Source organism: Accumulibacter sp. (assembly GCF_036625275.1).
Taxonomy (GTDB): domain Bacteria; phylum Pseudomonadota; class Gammaproteobacteria; order Burkholderiales; family Rhodocyclaceae; genus Accumulibacter.
The window spans coordinates 1-23,223 of sequence record NZ_JAZKUD010000063.1 but is presented as its reverse complement, the minus strand read 5'-3'; the positions used below and the strand labels follow the sequence as shown (position 1 = coordinate 23,223).

Here is a 23,223-nt window from a genome sequence, read left to right as displayed (position 1 = left end):
CTGTTTCGTGAAGAGCCGGCCTCGGAGGATATCGAGGGTTTTCTGGCCAGTGTGCCCGCGGGCACACTGGCCATCAGCCAATGGACGCGTGTCGAGTTCGCCAGTGTCATCGCTCGCGATGTGCGCATGAAAACCCTGGACATAGTTAGCGCACATAAACTCATCGAAGCTTTCGATTCGCTCGCTGACGATTCGCTCCACGTATTGGTCGCTACGGCTTCGGATTTTGATCTGGCACACGATTTCGTTGCCGAGTTCGCGGCCCAGCTCCGCGGCCCGGATGCGCTGCACCTTGCGATTGCGCACAATCATGGTATTCAAGAAATTCTGACGCTCGATGATGGTCTGATCTTCGCTTCGACTAAGCTCAGGATAAAAGCAAGGCGAGGAATTCCCGTATAGCCCGCAGCAGATCTCCCTTAAAAGAATACGAATGACTGTGGGCTTTTAGAACACATTTGCCCTGCCTTCTCCTTGCATGCGCGCGACAAACCGGCCCCGAACATGCTAGATTGATGCTTCATCCGTTCACCCGCCAGACCATGAGCCATTCGCAGCAGTCGCAAGCTTCGGAGATCTTTGAAGACCTGTTCGTCCTCGAACTGGCCAACAACCACCAGGGCCGTCTTGAACGCGGATTGCGGATCGTCACCGATTTTTCGCGAATCGTCCGCTTCAACAATGTCAAGGCGGCGATCAAACTCCAGTTCCGCGACGTCGAAGCTTTCATCCACAAGGAGTTCCGCGAGCGCACGGATATCCGCTACATCCGGCGAACGCTCGACAGCCGCCTCTCCAAGGCGGAATACGCCAGGCTCACGACGGCCATCCGGCGGGCCGGTTGCATCCCGATGGCAACGCCATTCGACGAGGTTTCGGTGGACCTGTGCGTCGAACTGGGCGTCGAGATCATCAAGATTGCCAGTTCCGATATCAACGACTGGGTGTTGATCGAAAAGATCGCCAGCACCAAGCGTCCGGTGATCGCATCGACTGGCGGTTCGTCCCTGAAAGATGTCGACGATCTCGTCAAGTTCTTCCACCGGCGTGGAATTCCGCTGGCGATCAATCATTGCGTCTCGCTTTACCCATCCGAGAACCACGAAATCGAGTTGAATCAGGTGGACTTCCTGCGCCGGCGTTATCCACACAACGTGATCGGCTTTTCTACACACGAACATCGGGACTGGCAAACTTCGATTGCCATCGCCTATGCCAAGGGCGCCCGTACCTTTGAACGGCATATCGACATCGCCACTGATGGCAGCCCGGTCGCCGCGTATTGCAGCCTGCCTCATCAGATCGACCAATGGTTCAGGGCGCATCGGCGGGTCGTCGAAATGTGCGGCGCACCGGGTACCCAGAAGCGCATTCCACCCAGCCAGGAAATTGCCTATCTCAATGCGCTGGTCCGCGGGGTCTATGCCCGACGGGATCTCCGACAAGGGCATGCGCTCGGCGACGAAGACGTCTACCTCGCGATTCCCCTGCAGAAAGGTCAGCTCTCCTGCCGCGAACTGATGCGTGGCGAGCTGTTGCTGCGCGACGTCGCGGCGGATGACGCGATCCTGATCGACATGATCGACAGCCCCTACGCCGACAACGAACAGCTCAAGGCCCTTATCTATCAACGCGGACTCTGACCGGAGCACGCGATGTTTCGACACGATCTGACCCAATGAAACTGATCAGTATCGTCACCGGCTGTTTCAACGAAGAGGACAACGTTGACGAGCTGCATGCGCGTATTCGCACACAACTCCAACGTCTTCCCGCTTACGACTACGAGCACATCTTCATCGATAACGCATCGACCGATGGCACCATCCGCAAGATCAAGGCGATAGCGGCGCTGGACAGGCGCGTCAAGCTGATCGTCAACACCCGCAATTTCGGTCACATTCGCTCACCAATCCATGCCCTGCTGCAAGCGCGTGGCGATGCGGTGATCGCCATGGCTTCGGATCTGCAGGAACCGCCGGAACTGATTCCCGAATTCATTGCCAAGTGGGAGCAAGGCTACCGTGTCGTTGCCGGAGTCAAACCCAGCAGCCAGCACACCACGGCCATGTCCTTCATTCGACGGTTCTTCTATGCAACCATCGGACGCATTTCGGATACCCGGCTGATTCCGAATTTCACGGGCTTTGGTCTATATGACCGGGCGGTGGTCGAAGTCATTCGCCAGATGGACGATCCCTATCCCTACTTTCGCGGATTGATTGCCGACATTGGTTTCGAACATGCAGAAATTCCTTTCGTGCAGCCCCGGCGCAGCCGTGGCATCAGCAAGAACAATTTCTACACGCTTTACGATATGGCCATCCTCGGCATTACCAGCCACTCGAAGGTACCGATCCGCCTGGCAACGATGAGCGGATTCGCCCTTTCGGCGCTCAGCCTGCTGGTGGCCATCGCCTACCTCGTCTACAAGCTATTGAGTTGGGAGCAGTTTTCAGTCGGTATTGCGCCCGTGCTGATCGGCTTTTTCTTCTTCGCCTCGGTGCAGCTTTTCTTTATCGGCATCCTCGGCGAATACATCGCCGCGATCCATACGCAGGTGTTGAAGCGGCCTTTGGTGGTTGAAAAGGAACGGGTCAATTTCGATGCCATCCCACCCGCTTGATGGTGAACGATCGGGCAATTGGCGCAGCTCGGTGACCGGAACGCTCCTCTCCCGCCTGTTATCACACGACCGGGCCAACTCCGTCCGACCGCTTGATTCATTGTCGATCGCCGTTCTTGCCTACCTTGCCCTGCCCAACTTCATTTTTTTTATTGGCTGGCTACGCTGGCCATTTGCTCTCTTCTTTTCATTGCTGCTGGCATGCTCATTCGGAACCGCGATTGACTGGCGTCAGGTCGTCTGGCGATGGCCCTGCCGCATGTCGGCAGGCCTGACCCTCGTCACCGCCGCTCTGGTCTGGTGTGCCTTTGGCGGCGCAGGGCATTTTGTCGCTGCCCCGATTGACTGGCAGGCGCGCGATGCCGTTCTCGGGGATCTGGTCTATGGCGACTGGCCGGTCTCCTATGCGTTCAGGGAGGGCGCTCACTACATCCTCCGCTCTGCGATCGGGTACTTCCTGCCGGCAGCACTGCTTGCAAAGGCGTTGGGGATCCAGGTCGTGGATCTGGCGCTGTATTTATGGACCGCCCTGGGCACAGCCCTTTTTCTACTCAGCCTGCCGCTGCCGCAGCGACTCGGTTTGCGGCTGCTGCTGCTGTTGCTTCCGGTTGTGCTCTTCAGCGGCATGGACTTGCTCGGTGCGCTTACCTACTGGGGAGAATGGCCAGAGTTCCCGGTTCGGCTTGAATGGTGGACCCGGTTCAGTTACCCCTCGCTTTCGGGGCAACTCTTCTGGGCACCGAATCATGCCCTGCCGATCTGGCTGGGAGCCACCCTCTTCTATCGGCACTGGCAAAACCCTGCATTCCTGCCGTTGGCTTTGCTTCTCGGCTCACTGCTGCTCCTGTGGACACCGTTTGCGCTGCTGGGCCTCGCTCCTTTTTTCCTGCTCAGCGTACTGCAGTATGGCGTCTCCCGAAACCAACGCATCTCCCTGATGCCGCTGATGACCACGATCCTCGTCATGGCCTGGATGGGCCGTCTCCTGACCCTGAACATCGACGACATACCGGCCACCAGCAGTCTCCAGCAAGCGGAAACTGCCAAGGGGTTTCTGTCGAGTTACCTGGTATTCATCCTGCTGGAATTCGGCGCCCTGTCGCTGCTCCTGGCATCGCGGCTACGGCATTCCCACGGCATCCTGTGGATCTCGATGGCTACTCTGGGTTTGCTGCCGCTAGGGGTGTTCGGCCCTTCCAACGACCTGCTGCTGCGAGTTTCAACACCCTCGCTGATCATGCTGTTGATCCTGACACTGACCCTCTTTCAACCCGGCAACAGCCCGCCTGCCGAAGGCTCCAGACCCTGGCTGATTGTCGCCATGCTGAGCATCGGCGCCTTTACACCGTTTCATGAATTTGGTCGTGCGGTGATTGTGCGGCGCTGGCTACCGAATTATGAGTCCACCCTGGTCGACCAGCAGCACGGATCATTCCCGCCACACTACATCGGCCGACTCGACCGGACAGACGTGCAACTGCTCCTCCGTGATCCGGCCATTGTTCCAGGCCACGCCCAGCGTCGGGCGGATCAACACTAACGGTCATGACTCTTCCAGGCACCTTCGATCATGAAAGTCATGACCGTTTCCCTCTCCCCCAACTCCTCCCACGGCCCACGCTGCATCGCGGGCCGGCTACGGCGGCGCGGAGCAGTTCTCCGCGAAACCCCGCCTTCGCCTCCGCGAGGGGCGGGGAGATTCGTGAGTCGCTGACGCGACCTGCACATCAAAAACCTAAACTTGTAAGGGGCTCCTCCCCCTGCCGATCGAGGCCTACACCGTGTCGGCAAGCCAGGCGTCGCGCGGCAGGTCGGGTACGCCGGGAGTGATCACGAAGCGGGTCATGGCATGTGGATTCATCAGGCCAACGCCGCCTTGCGCCAGGCGATAGGTGATCATTGGACGCTCAAAGAGACTGGTCAGGCTCATCAGGCGCTCGGCAAGCGCTGGCTTGCGAATGCCTTCGGCGAGAGTACATAGGACATGGCCGCCCGTGAAGAAAAACGCTATCCGCCGCGTGAAATGCTCTCCTTCGAGATGAGCTGCGAACGGTTCGGCGTACTGCTCGGCGGTCAGTGCCGTCAGGGTCAGGTTCCCAGGGCTCGGCAGGTAGCCACTGAGGTCATGAGTCGTTTCAATCTCCAGGCAGGCGATCGCCGCCGCGGCAAACACTTCGGTTTGACCCGCCGAGCCAATGATCAGCGGGGTGCCCGAGAAGAGCTGCGCGCTGCGTTGAAGGCTTGAAAAAATCTGCTCGCAACTGGCCGCGTCGGTCTGGAAAAATCGCCGCACCCGGTTGGTCGTGGTAATGACCGTAATGCCGATCGCCATGCTGATCCTCCGTGAAAGATGTCTTGCCTCGGCTGGCCTTCGCTTGCCCGCATCCGCGCATGCTCAGTCGCTGTCGCGATTCCTGGTCTGTACCCACAACACGTCCGGCCGCCCGCCGACCTTGTTGAGAGCGCGGCCCAGGACAAACATCAGGTCCGAGAGGCGATTGAGATATTTGCGTGCAAAATCGGAAACCGGTTCGCTATCCGCCAGGCGCACGATGCAACGCTCGGCCCGGCGGCAGACGGTACGCGCAAGATGCGCAACGGCAGCAGCGCGTGTCCCCCCGGGCAGGATGAATTCCTTGAGCGGAGACAGATCGGCGTTGAACTGCTCGACGAGTTCTTCGAGTCGACCGATATGAGTCTCGCCGATGACGTTCATTCCCGGCATGCACAATTCGCCCCCGAGATCAAAGAGGTCGTGCTGAACGCGCAGCATGGCCTGCCGGATGTCGTCCGGTATCTCTTCGGTCAGCAACAGCCCGATCGTCGAGTTGAGTTCGTCGACCTGCCCCATGGTCTCGATACGCAAGCTGTCCTTGCTCACCCGGCTGCCATCGCCAAGACCGGTGGTGCCAGCGTCGCCAGTGCGAGTCACGATTTTGGAAAGTCGATTGCCCATGCCGGGATTCCTGATCAAATAAGAATGATTATAGATTATAGCGGAAGGCGCATGCACGCCTCAGCCCGCAGCAAAAGCATTGCAAAAACGCAGATCTTCGGGATAGGGAAAGAAATCCTCGAGATGACCGGCACGGATCTTGTCTTGGGCGCTCTTCCAGAACTTTACATTCAGCAGCGCACGATGGTACTTGAGAAAAGCCGAGCGCACCTTCGGCGAACCGAGCAGAAAACCGGCAAATTCCTCGGGAAAGACATCGTGTCGTCCGACCGAATACCAAGGTTCTCCGGACATTTCCATTTCCGGGTACGGCGCTTCCGGAATGACGCGGAAATTGATGTCGGTCATGTACTCGATCTCGTCGTAGTCGTAAAAAACGACGCGATTGTAGCGGGTTACGCCAAAATTCTTCCAGAGCATGTCGCCCGGAAAGATGTTGGCAATGGCCAGTTCCTTGATGGCGTTACCGTATTCGAGAACGGCGTGATCGATCTGCGCCGGTGTCGCCGAGTCCAGATAAAGATTGAGTGGCGTCAGGCGGCGTTCGATGTAGAGGTGCTTGATCACCAGGTCCTCGCCCTCTTCCTCGAGCAGGGAAGGTGTCAGAGTGCGCAGTGCATCGAGGAGTTCAGCCGAGAAACGTTTCTTTGGCAGCGCCACATGCGAGAATTCCAGCGTGTCCGACATGCGACCGACCCGGTCCACCTGCTTGACCAACAGATATTTCCGCTTCACGGTTGCCCGATCCATTTCCTTCGAAGCACCGAAGACGTCCTTGATCATCTTGAACACATAGGGATACGACGGCAAGGTGAACACCAGCATGACCAGGCCGGCGATCCCCGGAGCAATGATGAACTGGTCTTCGGAATGACGGAGGTGCTGCTTGAGGTCGCGGAAGAAAAGCGTCTTGCCCTGTTTGCCCAGACCCAGCATGGTGTAGATCTCGGAAGGGGGTTTGTTCGGCATGATGCTGCGCAGGAAGGCCACGTAGCCCGAAGGCACTTCCATATCCACCATGAAATAGGCACGCGATAGCGAGAACAGGACGCTGATCAGCCAGCCGTGGAGCAGGATCGTGTCGACCACCAGCTTGCCGGCCGGGTTGTGCACGACGGCGATGGCGAAGGGTAATTCGTCATGGCCGTTGATCGCCTTGCCGAAGAGATAGGCCGCCTTGTTGCGGTAAAAAGCCGAATGCAGAATCTGGATCTGCGCGTTGGCCTCGGCCCTCGGCCAGTCGCCGAGGCGCTTCCGGGCGGTACGCAGGATGTAATCAACGTCCCGGTCGAAATCCTCAAAAGGCCTTTGCCAGTCGAAGTCGGTGATGATCTGCCTGACTGTCCTGCGCAGGCCGTGCTGCACCGGGTAGTAGCTCCGGTAGGTCGGCGGGTAGGACTGGATATACTCCGTCGACACCGCCGGCCGGGCAAAGATGTAGTCGTTGTTGAAATACGTACGGTGCAGGATCTTCGAGCACACCGAATTGAAGAAGGTCTCTGCAAGTTCAGGCTGCTTGTGGTTGATCAGTCGTCCAATATAGAACAGTTTGAGCTGCTGCCAGGTGGCATCGTCCAGCGAAGCGGCGCCGAAGTTGGCACACAGCAGATCGGCAGTCTCGCTGACGCGGTCATCGTAGGAACGAATCCGTTCGCGAACGGCATCATGGACCCCCTTCCAGTCGGCACTTTCGAACAGCAGCTTGGCTTGCTGGCCGTAGCGACGGATCAGTCGATAGTGCCGGTTGAAGCCATCGATCATCGCCTCGGCGATACGTTGGGCGAGCACGTTTGCAACAGTCGATATGTCCATGAATTGAACCCGATGATCCGACATGGAACGATTGTAGCACCCGCGGTGCTGCGCCGCACCACGCTGTCGTCAGTGGCGACAGGCGAGCAAGCCAAACGCTCCTCCGGCCCTGAATATGCTGGCAAATCGCCTGCATTTGCGACATAATCACGAGTGGTGCCGCAGGCGAATTGGCTTCAGACAGCTCCCGCGTGCCCACGTACGCAGCATCGTCCGATCGTCGGGTTCCGAGTCACGGTGGAGAGCTGCACCACACCGCTGTTGACACCCGAATCGGCCACAGGCAAATCACACTATATGGAGTTGGCATGAGCGCAAGTCTGATCAAAATCCCGCAGGGCGGCCAGAAAATCATTCCGGGGGAAACCATCCCCGATCACCCGATCATCCCGTTCATCGAAGGCGACGGCATTGGCGTCGACATTACGCCGGTGATGATCAAGGTCGTCGATGCGGCGGTTGCCAAGGCCTATGGCGGCGCCAAGAAGATCCACTGGATGGAAGTGTACGCTGGCGAGAAATCGACCCAGATGTACGGTTCAGACGTCTGGTTGTCGGCCGAAACCCTCGACACGCTCAAGGAATACTCGGTTTCGATCAAGGGGCCGATGACTACCCCGGTCGGTGGCGGCATCCGTTCGCTGAATGTGGCCCTGCGCCAGGAACTCGATCTCTACCAGTGCGTCCGCCCGATCCAGTACTTCCGCGGCGTCCCCTCGCCGCTCAAGGATCCCTCGAAGACCAATATGGTGATCTTCCGCGAGAACACCGAGGACATCTACGCCGGCATTGAATGGGAATCCGGTTCGGATGGCTGCAACAAGGTCATCAAATTCCTGCAGGACGAGATGGGAGTCAAGAAGATCCGCTTCCCGGCCACTTCCGGCATCGGCATCAAGCCGATTTCGAAGGAGGGCACCGAGCGTCTGGTGCGTGCCGCGATCAAGTACGCGATCGCCAACAAGCGCCGCTCGGTCACCATCGTACACAAGGGCAACATCATGAAGTTCACCGAAGGGGCCTTCCGTGACTGGTCCTATGCCCTGGCCAAGAACGAGTTCGGAGGGGTCGAGATCGACGGCGGACCATGGCTCAAGCTCCCGAATGACATCATCATCAAGGATTCGATCGCTGATGCCTTCCTGCAGCAGATTCTGCTGCGCCCGGCGGAATACGACGTGATCTGTACCACCAACCTGAACGGCGATTACATTTCCGACGCCCTGGCCGCACAGGTCGGCGGTATCGGCATCGCTCCGGGTGCCAACATCTCCGACCAGTATGCCTGCTTCGAAGCCACGCACGGCACAGCGCCGAAATACGCCGGCCTCGACAAGGTGAACCCGGGTTCGCTGATCCTTTCGGCCGAAATGATGCTGCGTCACCTGGGCTGGATCGAAGCCGCCGACCTGATCATCACGGCCATGGAAGCGGCGATTGGCGACAAGGTCGTGACCTACGACTTTGCGCGTCTGATGGAAGGTGCGACCGAGGTGTCCTGTTCAGAGTTCGGCGACGCGATGATTGCCCGCATGTAGTCAGTGCATTGACTGCCATATTGACAAGGCCCCCGCAAGGGGGCTTTGTTCTTCCAGGACAGATTCATGAACCCATCGAACAAACCACTGGCCGGCCTGACGGTCATCGAACTCGGCAGCCTGATTGCCGGCCCTTTCGCCGCGCGCATCCTCGCCGAATTCGGTGCCGAGGTGATCAAGGTCGAATCGCCCGACGGTGGCGACCCTCTGCGCAAATGGCGCAAACTCTACGAGGGCACCTCGCTATGGTGGTATGTGCAATCGCGCAACAAGAAATCGCTGACGGTGAATCTCAAGCATGCGGCGGGGCGTGAGATTGTTCGCAAGCTCATTACCGAGGCCGACATCGTCGTCGAAAATTTCCGCCCTGGCGTACTCGAAAAGCTCGGGCTCGGCTGGGAGGCCCTGTCGGCAATCAATCCCGGTCTGGTGATGCTGCGTCTCTCGGGTTTTGGTCAGAACGGCCCGATGGCACAGCAACCCGGCTTCGGTGCAATCGGCGAATCGATGGGCGGACTGCGTTACGTGACCGGTTTCCCCGATCGTCCTCCGGTCAAGACCGGAATTTCGATTGGCGATTCGATTGCCGCACTCTGGGGAGTGATCGGCACCTTGATGGCCCTTCGCCACAAGGAGCGGGGTGACGCCGACGGTCACGGCGGCCGTGGGCAGGTGGTCGATGTCGCGCTGTACGAAGCGGTGTTCGCGATGATGGAATCGCTGCTGCCCGAGTTCGACGTCTTCGGCTTCATTCGCGAGCGTACCGGCAACATCATGCCCGGCATCACGCCTTCCAACACCCACCGTACTCGCGACGGCAGGCATGTGACGATTGGTGCCAATGGTGATGCGATCTTCAAGCGCCTGATGGGAGCGATCGGTCGCGACGATCTCGCCAACGATGCAGAACTTGCCGACAATGCCGGTCGCGATGCCCGCCGCAGCGAACTCTACGCGGCCATCGACGCCTGGACGAGCACGCATGACGAAGCCGAGCTGCTTGGCGTCCTCACCACTGCCGAAGTCCCGGCCTCGCGCGTCTACTCGATCGCCGACATTGTCGCCGACCCGCAGTATCTGGCCCGGCAAATGATCGAATCGGCCACCCTGCCCGACGGCAGGCCATTCAAGATCCCGGGCATTGTTCCCAAGCTCTCGGAGACGCCGGGCAGCACCGAATGGCTGGGACCGGCACTCGGCGAACACACCGACGCGATGCTCGTGCGGCTCGGCTACTCGGCCATCGAGATCGGTGCCCTGCGCGATGCGGGCACCATATGAATCACCGGCCCAGGGAACCAGAATGAACCGGCAATTTGCAGCCGTCGAGCCTTCGCGTTCGCAGATCGATTCGCTGCCAGGTCCGACGCTGATCGAATTCGGAGCGCCGTGGTGCGGCTACTGTCTCGCGGTGCAGCCCCTGCTTGAAACTGCATTGGCGGCCTACCCGAACCTGCCACATGTCAAGATCGAGGATGGTCCGGGGCGCCGCCTTGGCCGTTCGTTTCGGGTCAAACTGTGGCCGACGCTGATCTTTATCGAGCAGGGACAGGAACTTGCGCGGCTGGTCAGACCAACGACTGTCGACGAAATCGTTCAGGCGCTGCGCCGCTTTCCAGGCCAGGTTTGACGGTAGGGAGGAACACCGCCAGGCGGTCCCACTGCCCGGCCCTCACCCCTGGCCAGTAGAGTCGACGGATCGACCAGGACCGCTACTGTGGTCGGGTCGTTCACCACCTCATCAAGCACGTGCCCACTTTGGGCCTCCAACAAGATCGGTGACAAGGGCATCACTCCCCTCGGTCTTGCTGTGCACATGTTGGCCAGGCCTATTTGCGTTGAGGGGAAACGCCCTCCGGCGGCAGCGTGTTCGGCGGCGGATAGCTCTGCGGGGAGCTGAACTGCGGCGGCAGGTCGGGTGCAGGCGTACCGGGCGGCGGATAGCCCGGTGGAGGCGCTCCGGGTGGCAGGTAATTCGCCGGCGCCTGGCGGTACACGGCCGACCCCGGCACTTGATTCCCGCGCGAGTACATGCATTGAACATAGGCCATGTTGTAGCGCCGCTGCAGTTCGTAGGAAGTCAGATAGGCTGTGTGGCCACTCGCGGAGCTGCCAAAAACCAGTCCGGTCCCCGCACCGATTGCGGCACCCTGGCCCGCTCGGCCGCTTGCGGAACCGATAATCGCACCCGCGGCAGCGCCAATGACGGTCGCCACCACGGCTGGGCTGACGGCCGCATCGGCAGCCGCCTGGCTGACGGGCGCCGTCAGCGCCCATGCGTATTGCTGACATGCGATGTCATCGTCCCGGAAATGCTCGAAGGATTTTTGTTGCCCCGGCAGGACCAGCACTGTGGGACCGGTCGGTATGGTCACGCATCCTGTCATGAACAGGCTGGCCGCAAGCAACCGCAAGAACATTCGTTTTTCCATGATGAGTCTCCGTTGCGGCCTATTGCGCCAGCTTGGGCCGCGTCTTCGCGCTCGTGTCCGCCTGCGGCAGCACCCGCATCCAGGCCTGGCTGCAATCCCGAACGTAAGGGTAGTAGCCCGCCGGTTGGGTGCAATAAAACCAGAACGTCGGTGGCGAGCCTGCATCGCCTGCCACGGATGGCGGACCCGGAGAGGATTGAGCAGGCAGCGGGGACCCCTCGACTGGCTGCTCAACATAGACTGTCGGCGCGACTAGCGCGTAGCTTGTCGCATAGGGAAGGTATCCGTAGGAATAGGCGTAGGGCCAACCACCCCAATAAGCGGGCCCACCAAGATAAAACCCGGCGCCTGGACCCCAGTAGGCCCCTCTCCATCCGCCATGGTAGCCATGCCAGCCACCGTAATAGTCTACTCTTCCGTGACCTCCATAGAAGCCACCGACGACGACACGGCCATACGCCATGGCGGTGCCGCTCCCGATCGCACACAGCGCCAGCGCTGCCAACCACCCAAGCAGACGTCTCTTCATTACGGCGACTCCTTTGCCTCATGCGTGCGTGACAGGCAACCCAGCCAAGTCAGGCGCGAATGGCGCCCATTATCTTCGCTTTTTCCCTGTTCGGGAACATCATCAGGGTTTGCCAACGCCATCGGGCATGGGACGGTTCGCCTCGCCTTGCGGCTGGGTCATGGCCACTCAGCCCGGCACCAGGAAGTCGCGGCTGACGCCGTCGCCCAGTTCGAAGATGCGATCCATGAAATCGGTCAGGTACTCGTGCAGTCCCCCGGCCAGAACATCTTCGATGCGCGCGAAATGCAGGCGGGCATGCAGCACACCGGCCTGCCGTACGGTTTCGGCAGAGGACTTGTTGGCAACCAGTTGCAGCATGCGAACGATGCCGTCGGCGCAGGCATGCAGGGATCTTGGCAGGTCCTCGCGCAGGATCAGCAATTCGGCAACTCGCCCTGGCGTGATGGCGTCACGGTACACCTTGCGATAGACCTGGAATGCAGACAGCGAGCGCAACAACGCACCCCAGCGATAGAAGTCGCTGGCCCCTTCGTCGTCATTCTGACGCAGGATGTGATATTGCATGTCGAGAATGCGCGCGGTGTTATCTCCCCGCTCAAGCAGTCCGCCGAGGCGGATGAAGTGCAGCGCATCGTCCTTGAGCATGGTCCCGAAAGTCACGCCGCGCGTGACCGCCGAACGCAACTTGACCCAGTCGAAGAACTCGCTGATGCCGCGCGCAAGAATATGTTCAAAGTTCTGCTGCCGCAGTTCGATCCAGGTCGCATTGACGCTCTCCCACATCTCGGCAGTCATGGTGCCGCGAACGGCATGCGCATTTTCGCGCGCAGCGCGCAGACAATTGAAGATCGACGAAGGATTGGCGGGGTCCGAAACCATGAAACGCAGGACGCTCTCGACGTTGACCTCACGGTAGTTCTCCGCAAAAGCGGCTTCCAGGCTGTTCAACGCAAGTATGGCACGCCAGTTTTCATTGCGTGAGGCAACGGATTGGGGTACCAGCGACATCTGGTAGGAGACATCGAGCAGACGCGCGAGGTTCTCGGCACGTTCGGTATAACGCGCCATCCAGTAAAGGTGATCAGCTGTGCGGCTCAACATTTCGGCTCTCCCTGTATGCTCAGTTTTCCAGTACCCAGGTGTCCTTGGTCCCGCCACCCTGCGAGGAGTTGACGACCAGCGAGCCTTCACGAAGCGCCACCCTGGTCAGGCCGCCGGGAACCATCCGGATACCACGCTTGCCTGACAGGACAAAGGGACGCAGGTCAAGGTGACGCGGCGCGACCCCGGCCTCGACGAACGTTGGGCAATTGGATAAGGCCAGCGTAGGCTGTGCGATGTACTTCTCCGGAGAAGCCAGGATCCGGGTACGGAATTCCTCGATCTCGGATTTGCTCGACGCCGGCCCCACCAGCATGCCGTAGCCGCCAGCGCCATGCACCTCCTTGACCACCAGTTCCGGCAGGTGCGACAGCACATACTTCAAATCATCCGGCTTGCGCAGCATCCAGGTGGGGACATTGTTGAGTTTCGGTTCCTCACCGAGGTAGAAGCGGATCATCTCCGGGACGTAGGGGTAGATCGACTTGTCATCGGCGACACCGGTACCGATGGCATTGGCCAGTGTGACATGGCCGGCGCGATAGGCGGCAAGCAGTCCCGGAACCCCCAGCATCGAATCTTTGTTGAATACCAGCGGGTCCAGAAAGTCATCATCAAGCCTGCGGTAGATCACATCGACCCGCTGCGGACCCTGCGTGGTACGCATGAATACCGTTTCGTCCTTGACGAAGAGGTCCCTGCCCTCGACGAGCTCGATACCCATCTGTTGTGCCAGAAAGGTATGCTCGAAATAGGCGCTGTTATAGGCGCCCGGCGTCAGCAATACGACGGTCGGATCGGTCACCCCCTTGGGCGCCACGGTCCGCAGGTTTTCCAGCAGCATGTCCGGATAATGCTGAACCGGCGCGATCATCTGACGTGAAAAAAGCTCGGGGAAGAGCCGCATCATCATCTTGCGGTCTTCGATCATGTATGAGACGCCGGATGGTACACGCAGGTTGTCTTCGAGGACGTAGGACTCACCGGCCCCGGCTCGCACGATATCGACCCCGGCGATATGGGCGTAGATGTCCGATGGCACGTCGATGCCGATCATCTCGGGGCGAAACTGCGCGTTGTCCAGTACTTGCTCGGACGGAATGCGACCGGCCTTGAGGATCGCCTGCTCATGGTAGATGTCGTTCAGGAAAGCATTGAGGGCCTTGACCCGCTGCCAGAGTCCTGCCTGCAGCGACTGCCATTCAGCCGTCGGGATGATGCGCGGGATGATGTCGAAGGGAATCAGACGTTCGGTGCCGGATTCCTCGCCGTAGACGGCAAAGGTGATACCGACACGGTGAAATGCGGTATCGGCTTCAACCCGTTTGCGCTCCAGACGCTCGGCCGGCATCGCGGCCAGCCACTCGGCAAAGGTCCGGTAATGGGGCCGCAGCGTGCCTGTCGAATCGTACATCTCGTTGTAGAAATCTGCGCTCATGTTACTCACCACCAGTCAATGTGAAAGTCGCCTCGGTGACTCACGAATCTCCTCTCGCCCGAACCTGGGCGAGGGGTAGGGTGAGGGAAACGGCCATGGCGTTCATGATCGGAAGTCTCTGTCATCGCCATCACCGTCGGGCCACAAAAATCAAGCACAAACCGTGCCTGAATACAGCAACGACACAAATGTACGCCTCCGGAAGCATTGAAAACCGCATCGTCGCCAGAAAACGGTGCGACCCTACCGTAACAGGCACCTGTCTGGTGCGTCGCCGCACCATTCCGGTCATCAGCATTCTGCGATCTCCCCGGACTCGGGCGGAATCTCTGCCGAAGTCGGAATCGCTCATGGTATTTCCAGCGGCATCGCTCAGGCTGGCAACGACAGGTTGCGTCTGTTTACGCCGATGTAGAGCTGACGCGGTCGCGCGATCTTGTACTCGGGATCACTCAGCATTTCCTCCCACTGTGCCATCCATCCCGCCGTTCGAGCCAGCGCGATGATGCAGGTGAACATCGAAGTCGGGATACCGAGCGCCTTTTGCACGATGGCCGAGTAGAAGTCCAGATTCGGGTAGAGTTTGTTCTCGACGAAATAGGGATCTTCAAGCGCGGTTTTCTCGAGGGCCTTGGCCACCTGGAACAGACGGTGATTCTCCAGTCCCAGATCCTCCAGCAACTCGTTGCACACTGCGCGCATCACCTTTGTCCTTGGGTCGAAGTTCGTGTAGACCGGGTGGCCAAAGCCGACCTGCAGGAGACTGCCGCTGTCAACGCGGGCGAGTGCAATGAATTCAGCCACCCGAGTGACGTCGCCGATCGCTTCAAGCATCGCCAGGCAGGCCTCGCTGGCCCCCGCATGCGCTGGACCTGACAGACAGGCAATGGCCGCAGCAACGCAGGCAAACGGGTTGGCACCCGAGGAACCCGCCATGCGCACTGTCGAGGTTGCCGCATCCTGGCCCTGTTCGGCCTGCACGATGAACAGCCTGTTGAGTGCGCGCACCATCGCCGGAATCGGCCGGTACGTTTCGCGCGGGGTGCCGAACATCATGTACAGGAAGTTGGCGGTGTAGCCGAGGTCGGAGCGAGGACTCATGAATGGTTCGCCGATCGAATACTTGTACGCCATGGCGACAATCGTCGGCATACGGGCCACGATACGATGGAAGCTGATGTTTCGCCGCTCGGCGTCGGAAAAGTCGGCAGCATCATGATGAAAAGCCGACAGGGCGCCGACCACGCCAACCATCACCGCCATCGGGCGGGCATCCCGACGGAAGCCCTGATAGAACTTCACCATCTGCTCATGCATCGATGCCTGCTTCCTGATCGCAGACTCGAAGGATTGTTTCTGTACGGCATTCGGCAGTTCGCCATGTTTCAGCAGATAAGCCACTTCGAGAAAGTCGCATTGTTCAGCAAGTTGCTCGATCGGGTAACCGTAATGGAGAAGTTCGCCTCTCTCGCCATCGCTGAAAGTGATTTTCGACTTGCAGCCAGCAGTCGATTCAAAGCCCGAATCGTAGGCGAAATAACCGCTTCTGCCACCCAGCGTGCGAATGTCGAGACAATCCCTGCCTTGAGTCGGCGCCAGGATTGAAATCGGCCAGGAGGCCTCGCCGTGAATGGTCAATGTGGCCTTGCGTTCGGTGATCATGGTATTCCTCCTTGTCAGGTTCTTCAATGGCGCCACTTCAGTCGTCAGTCGCCATGTATCCGGGCTGAACGGACCCACAAGTCCCGAGCAGCCCATCCCCTGGCGCACCGCCTTAGGGAGGGATGCGTCAAACTCGCACCGGTACTGTGCTCACCGCTGTTCATACCACCACTCCCTTCTCTTGCCCGCACCTGCTCCGGGCGCCCAGTAAGCGCTGTTGCCCGCGCGTAGCCGCCATCAATGATGCCCGGCCACCTGATACCAGCAAAACACATACCAGCCAGGATTTCAGCGCGCACGGTTCTTGCTTGACTCGTGGATGTCTGCCCGAAGCACTGCTTTTCGTCTCTCGTGGCAGCACTTCGCCGCGCCCGTGGAAGTCACGCGACCGACACCCGCCGGCATTGTTGAAAGGCTGATACAAGATGAAGACACCCATGATTCTTCCCTGGCTGGCGAGCAGGGCCGGCGTGAGCGACCGCCGCGCCGAGGAACTGTGGCGGATCGCCTGTTGCCAGGCGGAAGAGGTCACCGGCAAACGAGACGATTCGTCCTACTGGGGTATCGTGCTGCAGATCCTGTTGGACCTGCTCGAACGGGAACGCTGGCGAGCGTATCCACTGCTTGTCTGGCCCTGCCTGCTCATGCAGGCAGGTCTGCAATCCTGGTCCTTGCTGACGCAGCACTGGCTGCTGGCTGCCTACCATTCCTTGCCATCCGGACGGCCGCGATGAAAGCAGAGACGGTAGCGCGCAGCACCTTGATCACGCGCTTGAAAGTCCGTCTGCGAGACGGGCAACGGGCGATCCGCGAGCGTTTTCTTGCCGGCGGCGACGCCGTCCGCCTGCTGCACGAACGTTGCCAACTGGTCGACGAAGTGCTATGCGAACTCTGGAACGACCTTGCCTTGCCGACTACGCTGGCGTTGATTGCGGTGGGCGGCTACGGACGCGGCGAACTCTACCCGGCCTCCGACGTCGATCTGTTGATCCTGCTTCCAGAGCAGGCGGACGACGTGCTGACTACCCGGATCGAACAACTGATCTGCGTATTCTGGGACGTCGGACTGGAAACCGGCCACAGCGTACGCACCATCGAACAGTGTCTGGAGGAAGCTGCCGGCGACATCACGGTGCAGACCGCGATGATCGAAGCTCGCCTGCTGATCGGGAGTAACCACCTGTTTCAGGGCTTAACCGCGCTCATCCGGGGCAGCCTCGACGCACCGGCATTCTTTCAGAGCAAGCGCATCCAGCAGGAGGACCGGCATCAGCGCTTCAGCGATACCCCTTACAGCCTCGAAGCAAACTGCAAGGAAGGGCCGGGCGGACTGCGCGACCTGCAGCTCATCCTGTGGATTGCACAGGCTGCAGGCTACGGCAAGAGCTGGAAAGATCTCGAGCACGGCGGCTTCATCACCGACGAGGAGGAGCAGCTTCTCGCCACCTGCGAAGCCTTCCTGTGTCGCCTGCGCATTCACTTGCATCTGCACGCCGGACGCCGCGAAGATCGCCTGCTCTTCGAATACCAGACAGCCCTGGCCGAACAGCTCGGGTTTACCGCCACGGCCGATCTTCGTGCCAGCGAAAAACTGATGCAGAAATACTACCGGACGGCCAAAACCGTCACCCAGATCAACGCGATCGTCCTGCAGAACATCGGTGCCGCCTTGTTCCCACCCCCTGAACAGCCGCCGCAACGAATCAACGAACGCTTTCAGAATGCACATGGGTTTCTCGACGTGGTCCATGAGGAGGTGTTCAAGCAAACCCCCGGCGCCATCCTCGAAGCCTTTCTATTGCTCCAGAAACATGCTGAACTGAAGGGCATGAGTGCGCGCACGCAGCGTGCCCTGTGGCGGGCACGGCAACTGATCGACGAGGATTTTCGCCACAATCCGGAACACCGTGCGCTTTTTTTGCAGATTTTCAAGCAGGAGCGTCGCCTGCTCCAGGAGTTCCGGCGCATGAATCAACTGGGTGTGCTGGGTCGCTATCTGCCCTGTTTCGGACGCATCGTCGGGCAGATGCAGCATGACCTGTTCCACGTCTACACCGTTGACCAACACATCCTGCAGGTCATTCGCCGGCTGCGCCGCTTCTCGATGGAAGAATTCGCACACGAGTATCCTCTCTGTACTCGTCTGATCAGCGACCTCGGCAATCCCTGGCTCCTCTACATTGCCGCCCTGTTTCATGACATCGCCAAAGGGCGCGGCGGCGACCACTCGGAACTCGGTGCAGTCGATGCGCGGGAATTCTGCAAACAGCACGGCCTGGCTACGGAAGATACCGAACTGGTCGTCTGGCTGGTTCGCCAGCATCTGGTGATGTCCCGCGTCGCGCAGAAGCAGGACATCACCGATCCCGGCGTGGTGGCCCAATTCGCCAACATCGTTGGCGACGAACGGCATCTGATTGCGCTTTACCTGCTGACCGTTGCCGACATCCGCGGCACCAGCCCGAAGGTCTGGAATGCCTGGAAGGGACAACTGCTCGAGCAGCTATTCAAGGCCACCCAGCGCTTCCTGCAGACGAGCGACGAAACGCTGATGACGCATGGCATGATTGCGCAGCGACAACAGGAAGCACTGCGTCTGATGCGCTTTCTCGCGCTCCCCGAGGCGGCGCATGAGCCCTTGTGGAATCAGCTCGATACGGTGTATTTCCTGCGTCAATCGGCCGAAGACATTGCCTGGCACGCACGCGCCCTGCACGCGCGGGTTGAGACTGACCGGCCAGTGGTGGTGGCCCGCCTGAATCCACTGGGCGAGGGGCTCGAAGTGCTGGTCTATACGCACGATCAAGCAGACCTCTTCGTGCGCATGGTCGGCTTCTTCAGCCGTGCCGGTTACAGCATCGTCGACGCCAAGATTCATACCACGCGACATGGCTACGCGCTCGACACCTTCATGCTGCTCGACGTCTCCAGCCGCGACAGTGACCGTGCGATGATCAGTTATATCGAACACGAGCTCAGTGACCGGCTGGCCCACCAGGCCCCTCCGGATGTCCCCGCGAACGGACGCATCTCGCGGCAAGTGAAACATTTCCCGATTCAAACGCAGGTGAGCATCCAGCCACTGGTCAGTCTGGAAGCCGACGAAACCGGCAAATTTTTTGTGCTGACCGTCATTGCCGCCGATCGTCCCGGCCTGCTGTTTGTCATCGCCAGCGAACTGGCCGGACATCGGGCCAATCTGCACACGGCCAAGATCGCCACGCTTGGCGAGCGGGTCGAGGACACTTTTCTGATCAGTGGTGGACATCTTGAGGAAAGCGCCTGCCGTGTCAAACTGGAAACCGATCTGTTGCAGCACCTGCAGGTCTGATTGGGCCAGGCATCCTGCCGCCCGTCATTCAAAAATTGATCTTTTGTCCTGGAGCTGACCGTGTCCATACATGTTGCCCTCAATCACCTTACCCACTATCGCTATGACCGTCCGATCAGTTTGTCTCCGCAGGTCGTTCGGCTGCGCCCGGCACCGCATTCGCGCACCCCGATCCTCAGTTACTCGCTGAAGGTCAGTCCCGCACAGCATTTCATCAACTGGCAGCAGGATCCGCAGGCGAATTACCTGGCGCGTCTGGTCTTCCCGGAGAAGACGCGCGAGTTTTGTGTTGAAGTCGATCTGGTGGTCAACCTGTCGGTGATCAACCCGTTCGATTTCTTTCCTGAACCCTATGCGACGACCTTTCCCTTCCAATACGAAGCGTGGCAGCAGGAAGAACTCGAACCCTATCTGCACCGTTTGCCGCTGACGCCGCTGCTGCGTCGCTTCCTGGCAACGATTCCCTCCGTACCGCGCCACAGTGTCGACTTTCTGGTCGACCTGAACCGGCAGGTGCAGCAAGCGGTGGGCTACGTCATCCGTCTGGAACCCGGTGTGCAGACGCCAGAGGAAACCCTCGAACTGGCGCGCGGCTCTTGTCGTGACTCCGCCTGGTTACTGGTGCAGGTGCTGCGTCATCTCGGCCTGGCGGCACGCTTCGTTTCGGGCTACCTGATCCAGCTGGTGCCCGACGTCAAATCGCTGGACGGTCCGTCGGGAACCGACCATGACTTTACCGACCTGCACGCCTGGTGCGAGGTATACCTGCCGGGCGCCGGCTGGATCGGCCTCGATCCGACCTCGGGCCTGTTCGCCGGGGAAGGGCATATTCCTCTGGCGTGTTCGCCGCAACCGTCTTCGGCGGCACCGATCACGGGCTTCACCGAAGCCTGTGAATGCGAGTTCGAACACCACATGAAAATCGAGCGCGTCTGGGAGGCGCCCAGGGTCACCAAACCCTATGACGAAGCGCAATGGTCAGCGATCGAGGCGCTGGGCCACCAGATCGACGCGGATCTGGTCAGCGCCGATGTGCGTCTGACGATGGGCGGCGAACCGACTTTCGTCTCGATTGACGATCACGACGGCGCCGAATGGAACATTGACGCGCTCGGACCGACCAAACGCCTGCGCGCCGCGGAAATCTTTCAGCGCCTGCGCGCGCGCTACGCGCCGCAGGGCCTGCAGCATTTCGGGCAGGGCAAATGGTATCCTGGCGAACAGTTGCCGCGCTGGTCGCTGAATTGCTTCTGGCGGCGCGATGGCCAGCCGGTGTGGAACAACCCGGCGCTATATGCCGACGAAACCCGCGACTACGGCGCCGACGAAGTCCTTGCCGGCCGCTTCCTGAACCAGCTCGCCGAACTGTTGGCGATCGACCCGAAGCATGTCTTCCCGGCCTGCGAAGATGTGTATTACTACCTCTGGCGCGAACACCGCCTGCCGATCAACGTCGACCCCTTCGATGCCCGCCTCGACGACCCGATTGAACGCGACCGCCTGGCGAGGGTTTTTCGTCAGGGACTCGACAAGGTGGTCGGTTATGTCCTGCCGGTCAAGCGCCGGCCGCAGGGTGGCTGGCAAAGCGGGTCGTGGTTCCTGCGCGCAGGTCGTTGCTATCTGATACCGGGTGATTCGCCCATCGGCTACCGCCTGCCGCTGGATTCGCAGCCCTGGGTGGCCAAATCCGACTATCCGTACATTCATTCTCCCGATCCGACGCAAAGCTTTTCAGCGCTGCCTGACCATGCGCAGATGCAGGCCCGCTATGCGGTCAGCGGCAGCGCGAGCTTGCACGCCGAAGCGGCCGCGGTCACCGGCGAGCACTTTTCCGAGCAGGCGCTCGACCGTGCCGCGGAGTCGCTGGCGCATGCAGCCGGGGATACCCGCGCGGGAACCCTGTCGCCGGCATTGGTCACGCGCACCTCCTTGTCGGCGCAGGCGCGCAATGGCGTGCTGTATATCTTCATGCCGCCGACCGAAACGCTCGACGACTACCTCGAACTGGTGACCGCCGTCGAGGCCACGGCCGCGGCACTGGCCACACCGGTCATCGTCGAAGGTTACGAGCCGCCTTCGGACCCACGCCTGACCAACTTCCGGGTGACGCCCGATCCTGGAGTGATCGAAGTCAACATTCAGCCGTCAGCAAGCTGGGATGAACTCGTCGAACGAACGACCCATCTTTATGAAGCCGCGCATCTGTCGCGTCTCTGTACCGAAAAGTTCATGCTCGACGGTCGCCACACCGGCACCGGCGGTGGCAACCACTTCGTCTTCGGTGGCGCCAGTGTCCTCGACTCCCCTTTCCTGCGCCGCCCGGAGCTGTTGCGCAGCCTGATCAGTTATTGGCACAACCACCCCTCGCTGTCGTATCTTTTCTCGGGCCTGTTCATCGGTCCGACCAGCCAGTCGCCGCGTGTCGACGAGGCGCGCAACGATTCGGTCTATGAACTGGAGATTGCCTTCAGTCAGTTCCCGCAGCCGATGGCAGCAGGGACGGAGTGCATTGCCCCCTGGATCATCGACCGCGTGTTGCGCAATCTGTTGATCGACTCGACGGGCAATACGCACCGCGCGGAGTTCTGTATCGACAAGCTGTACTCTCCCGATGGCCCCACCGGCCGCCTCGGCCTGCTGGAAATGCGCGCTTTCGAAATGCCACCGCACGCGCACATGTCGCTGGCCCAGCAGTTGCTGCTGCGGGCGCTGATCGCCCGCTTCTGGCGTACGCCCTACGCGCCGGAGCGACTGGTGCGCTGGGGAACCGAACTGCACGACCGCTTCATGCTGCCGCACTTCGTGCAACAGGATTTCGAAGATGTGCTCAGTGAATTGCGCGGCGCCGGCTATGCGCTGGAAAGCGCGTGGTTTGCGCCGCATTTCGAGTTCCGTTTCCCGCTGCACGGCAGCATCACCGCGCAGGGCATCGAGCTGGAACTGCGGCATGCCCTTGAACCCTGGCATGTCATGGGCGAGCAAGGGGCGGTCGGCGCTACCGTGCGCTACGTCGACTCCTCGCTGGAACGGGTGCAGATCAAGGTGACCGGCATGGCCAGTGATCGTTATGTGATCGGCTGCAACGGCCGCGCCCTGCCGATGCGCTCGACCGGCAAGCCGGGCGAATTTGTGGCCGGCGTGCGTTACCGGGCCTGGCATCCACCCTCGGCGCTGCATCCGACGATCGGCGTGCACGCGCCGCTGGTTTTCGACCTCGTCGATACCTGGATGAAGCGCTCGCTCGGAGGCTGCCAATATCACGTCGAACACCCCGGCGGACGCAACCCCGACCGCTACCCGGTCAACGCCAACGAGGCCGAAGGTCGCCGCCTGGCGCGCTTTACGCCATTTGGCCACACGCCCGGCCAAATCGACGTGCAGCCGGTGCCCGCCAACGCGGGCTTCCCGTTTACCCTGGACTTGCGGCGATCGTGAAAGCCGCCTTGCGTGCGCGCTGCGACTCGAATAGGTAGCCGCGATCGCTCACGCAGCCAACGATCCGACGGTCTCCGGGATGCGCTGGCGAGCGGACACGGAGTCGCCCCGGCACGCTTCGAGCCATGTTCGGGCACGCTCGCGCGTCGCCACCGGGCCGTCCCCGTCGGGGTCGGCCTGTTCGAGCGCCGCCGCCTTGTCGCACTGACGGCACTGGTGCACTATGCTGACCATAGGGTGAAGAAGTGACCCCGGAATACTCCGAACAAACGGGGCCACCTCTGACGAAGGACACACCCCTTAATCAGTATTGATGTCCTCCGGACATAACAATACCTTTTTCAGTAATGATGGGGCAGG

The 23,223-nt window shown here is 60.3% G+C and carries 19 protein-coding genes; 10 read left to right on the top strand and 9 right to left on the bottom strand.

The window, feature by feature from the left end; genetic code table 11:
* The 4 genes from V5B39_RS16330 to V5B39_RS16315 all read left to right on the top strand — a co-directional run.
* The coding region (locus V5B39_RS16330) for a type II toxin-antitoxin system VapC family toxin (RefSeq protein WP_332343926.1) at positions 1–402 on the top strand (402 nt) is incomplete at its 5' end.
* Between the two features lie 113 nt (positions 403–515).
* Complete coding sequence (locus tag V5B39_RS16325; protein WP_332343925.1) at positions 516–1,643, top strand: N-acetylneuraminate synthase family protein; 1,128 nt, start codon at positions 516–518, stop codon at positions 1,641–1,643.
* 35 nt (positions 1,644–1,678) lie between these two features.
* Positions 1,679–2,626 carry a glycosyltransferase family 2 protein gene (locus tag V5B39_RS16320; RefSeq protein ID WP_332343924.1) on the top strand — a complete coding sequence of 316 codons (948 nt, stop codon included), beginning with the start codon at positions 1,679–1,681 and terminating at the stop codon, positions 2,624–2,626.
* A gap of 31 nt (positions 2,627–2,657) precedes the next feature.
* The gene (locus V5B39_RS16315) at positions 2,658–4,166 is read left to right on the top strand and encodes a hypothetical protein (protein ID WP_332343923.1); all 1,509 of its coding nucleotides are present in this window, start codon (positions 2,658–2,660) and stop codon (positions 4,164–4,166) included.
* A gap of 234 nt (positions 4,167–4,400) precedes the next feature.
* Here V5B39_RS16315 and V5B39_RS16310 read toward each other — a convergent pair whose 3' ends face one another.
* The 3 genes from V5B39_RS16310 to aceK all read right to left on the bottom strand — a co-directional run bounded on the left by V5B39_RS16310 (position 4,401) and on the right by aceK (position 7,394).
* Entirely contained in the window at positions 4,401–4,958 is a 558-nt protein-coding gene (locus tag V5B39_RS16310) for a hypothetical protein (RefSeq protein ID WP_332343922.1), read from the bottom strand.
* A gap of 63 nt (positions 4,959–5,021) precedes the next feature.
* Positions 5,022–5,582: a cob(I)yrinic acid a,c-diamide adenosyltransferase gene (locus V5B39_RS16305; RefSeq protein WP_332343921.1), complete on the bottom strand. Its 561-nt coding sequence runs from the start codon at positions 5,580–5,582 to the stop codon at positions 5,022–5,024.
* A 60-nt stretch (positions 5,583–5,642) separates the two neighbouring features.
* A complete protein-coding gene (aceK, locus tag V5B39_RS16300) occupies positions 5,643–7,394 on the bottom strand; it encodes a bifunctional isocitrate dehydrogenase kinase/phosphatase (protein WP_332343920.1) in 1,752 nt (583 codons plus the stop codon).
* 308 nt (positions 7,395–7,702) lie between these two features.
* Between aceK and icd the strand changes: the two genes are divergently transcribed.
* From icd to V5B39_RS16285, 3 genes are all read left to right on the top strand, one after another.
* Positions 7,703–8,932, top strand: a complete 1,230-nt coding sequence (gene icd / locus V5B39_RS16295; protein ID WP_332343919.1) for an NADP-dependent isocitrate dehydrogenase — start codon at positions 7,703–7,705, stop codon at positions 8,930–8,932.
* Between the two features lie 66 nt (positions 8,933–8,998).
* Positions 8,999–10,213, top strand: a complete 1,215-nt coding sequence (locus V5B39_RS16290; protein ID WP_332343918.1) for a CaiB/BaiF CoA transferase family protein — start codon at positions 8,999–9,001, stop codon at positions 10,211–10,213.
* Positions 10,214–10,235: 22 nt separating this feature from the next.
* On the top strand, positions 10,236–10,562 hold the full coding sequence (locus V5B39_RS16285; protein WP_332343917.1) for a thioredoxin family protein: 327 nt from the start codon (positions 10,236–10,238) through the stop codon (positions 10,560–10,562).
* A gap of 199 nt (positions 10,563–10,761) precedes the next feature.
* Here V5B39_RS16285 and V5B39_RS16280 read toward each other — a convergent pair whose 3' ends face one another.
* The 5 genes from V5B39_RS16280 to gltA form a co-directional block, all read right to left on the bottom strand.
* Entirely contained in the window at positions 10,762–11,364 is a 603-nt protein-coding gene (locus V5B39_RS16280; protein WP_332343916.1) for a glycine zipper family protein, read from the bottom strand.
* Positions 11,365–11,383: 19 nt separating this feature from the next.
* Entirely contained in the window at positions 11,384–11,893 is a 510-nt protein-coding gene (locus V5B39_RS16275) for a hypothetical protein (RefSeq protein WP_332343915.1), read from the bottom strand.
* Positions 11,894–12,061: 168 nt separating this feature from the next.
* Positions 12,062–12,997, bottom strand: a complete 936-nt coding sequence (locus V5B39_RS16270) for an alpha-E domain-containing protein (RefSeq protein ID WP_332343914.1) — start codon at positions 12,995–12,997, stop codon at positions 12,062–12,064.
* Between the two features lie 19 nt (positions 12,998–13,016).
* Complete coding sequence (locus V5B39_RS16265) at positions 13,017–14,435, bottom strand: circularly permuted type 2 ATP-grasp protein (protein WP_332343913.1); 1,419 nt, start codon at positions 14,433–14,435, stop codon at positions 13,017–13,019.
* 372 nt (positions 14,436–14,807) lie between these two features.
* Positions 14,808–16,097, bottom strand: coding sequence for a citrate synthase (gltA, locus tag V5B39_RS16260; RefSeq protein ID WP_332343912.1), 1,290 nt, complete (start codon positions 16,095–16,097; stop codon positions 14,808–14,810).
* Positions 16,098–16,534: 437 nt separating this feature from the next.
* On the opposite strand from gltA, the gene V5B39_RS16255 reads away from it, so the two are divergent.
* Genes V5B39_RS16255 through V5B39_RS16245 form a run of 3 tightly spaced genes read left to right on the top strand, consistent with a single transcriptional unit; the run spans position 16,535 to position 22,863 of the window.
* A complete protein-coding gene (locus V5B39_RS16255) occupies positions 16,535–16,831 on the top strand; it encodes a hypothetical protein (RefSeq protein WP_332343911.1) in 297 nt (98 codons plus the stop codon).
* Positions 16,828–19,428 carry a [protein-PII] uridylyltransferase gene (locus tag V5B39_RS16250; protein ID WP_332343910.1) on the top strand — a complete coding sequence of 867 codons (2,601 nt, stop codon included), beginning with the start codon at positions 16,828–16,830 and terminating at the stop codon, positions 19,426–19,428. The genes V5B39_RS16255 and V5B39_RS16250 overlap by 4 nt, the downstream gene beginning before the upstream one ends.
* 60 nt (positions 19,429–19,488) lie before the next feature.
* Positions 19,489–22,863, top strand: a complete 3,375-nt coding sequence (locus V5B39_RS16245) for a DUF2126 domain-containing protein (RefSeq protein WP_332343909.1) — start codon at positions 19,489–19,491, stop codon at positions 22,861–22,863.
* Between the two features lie 48 nt (positions 22,864–22,911).
* Here the strand turns inward: V5B39_RS16245 and V5B39_RS16240 are convergent, their stop codons facing one another.
* Positions 22,912–23,085 carry a hypothetical protein gene (locus tag V5B39_RS16240; protein ID WP_332343908.1) on the bottom strand — a complete coding sequence of 58 codons (174 nt, stop codon included), beginning with the start codon at positions 23,083–23,085 and terminating at the stop codon, positions 22,912–22,914.
* Positions 23,086–23,223 lie beyond the last annotated feature (138 nt).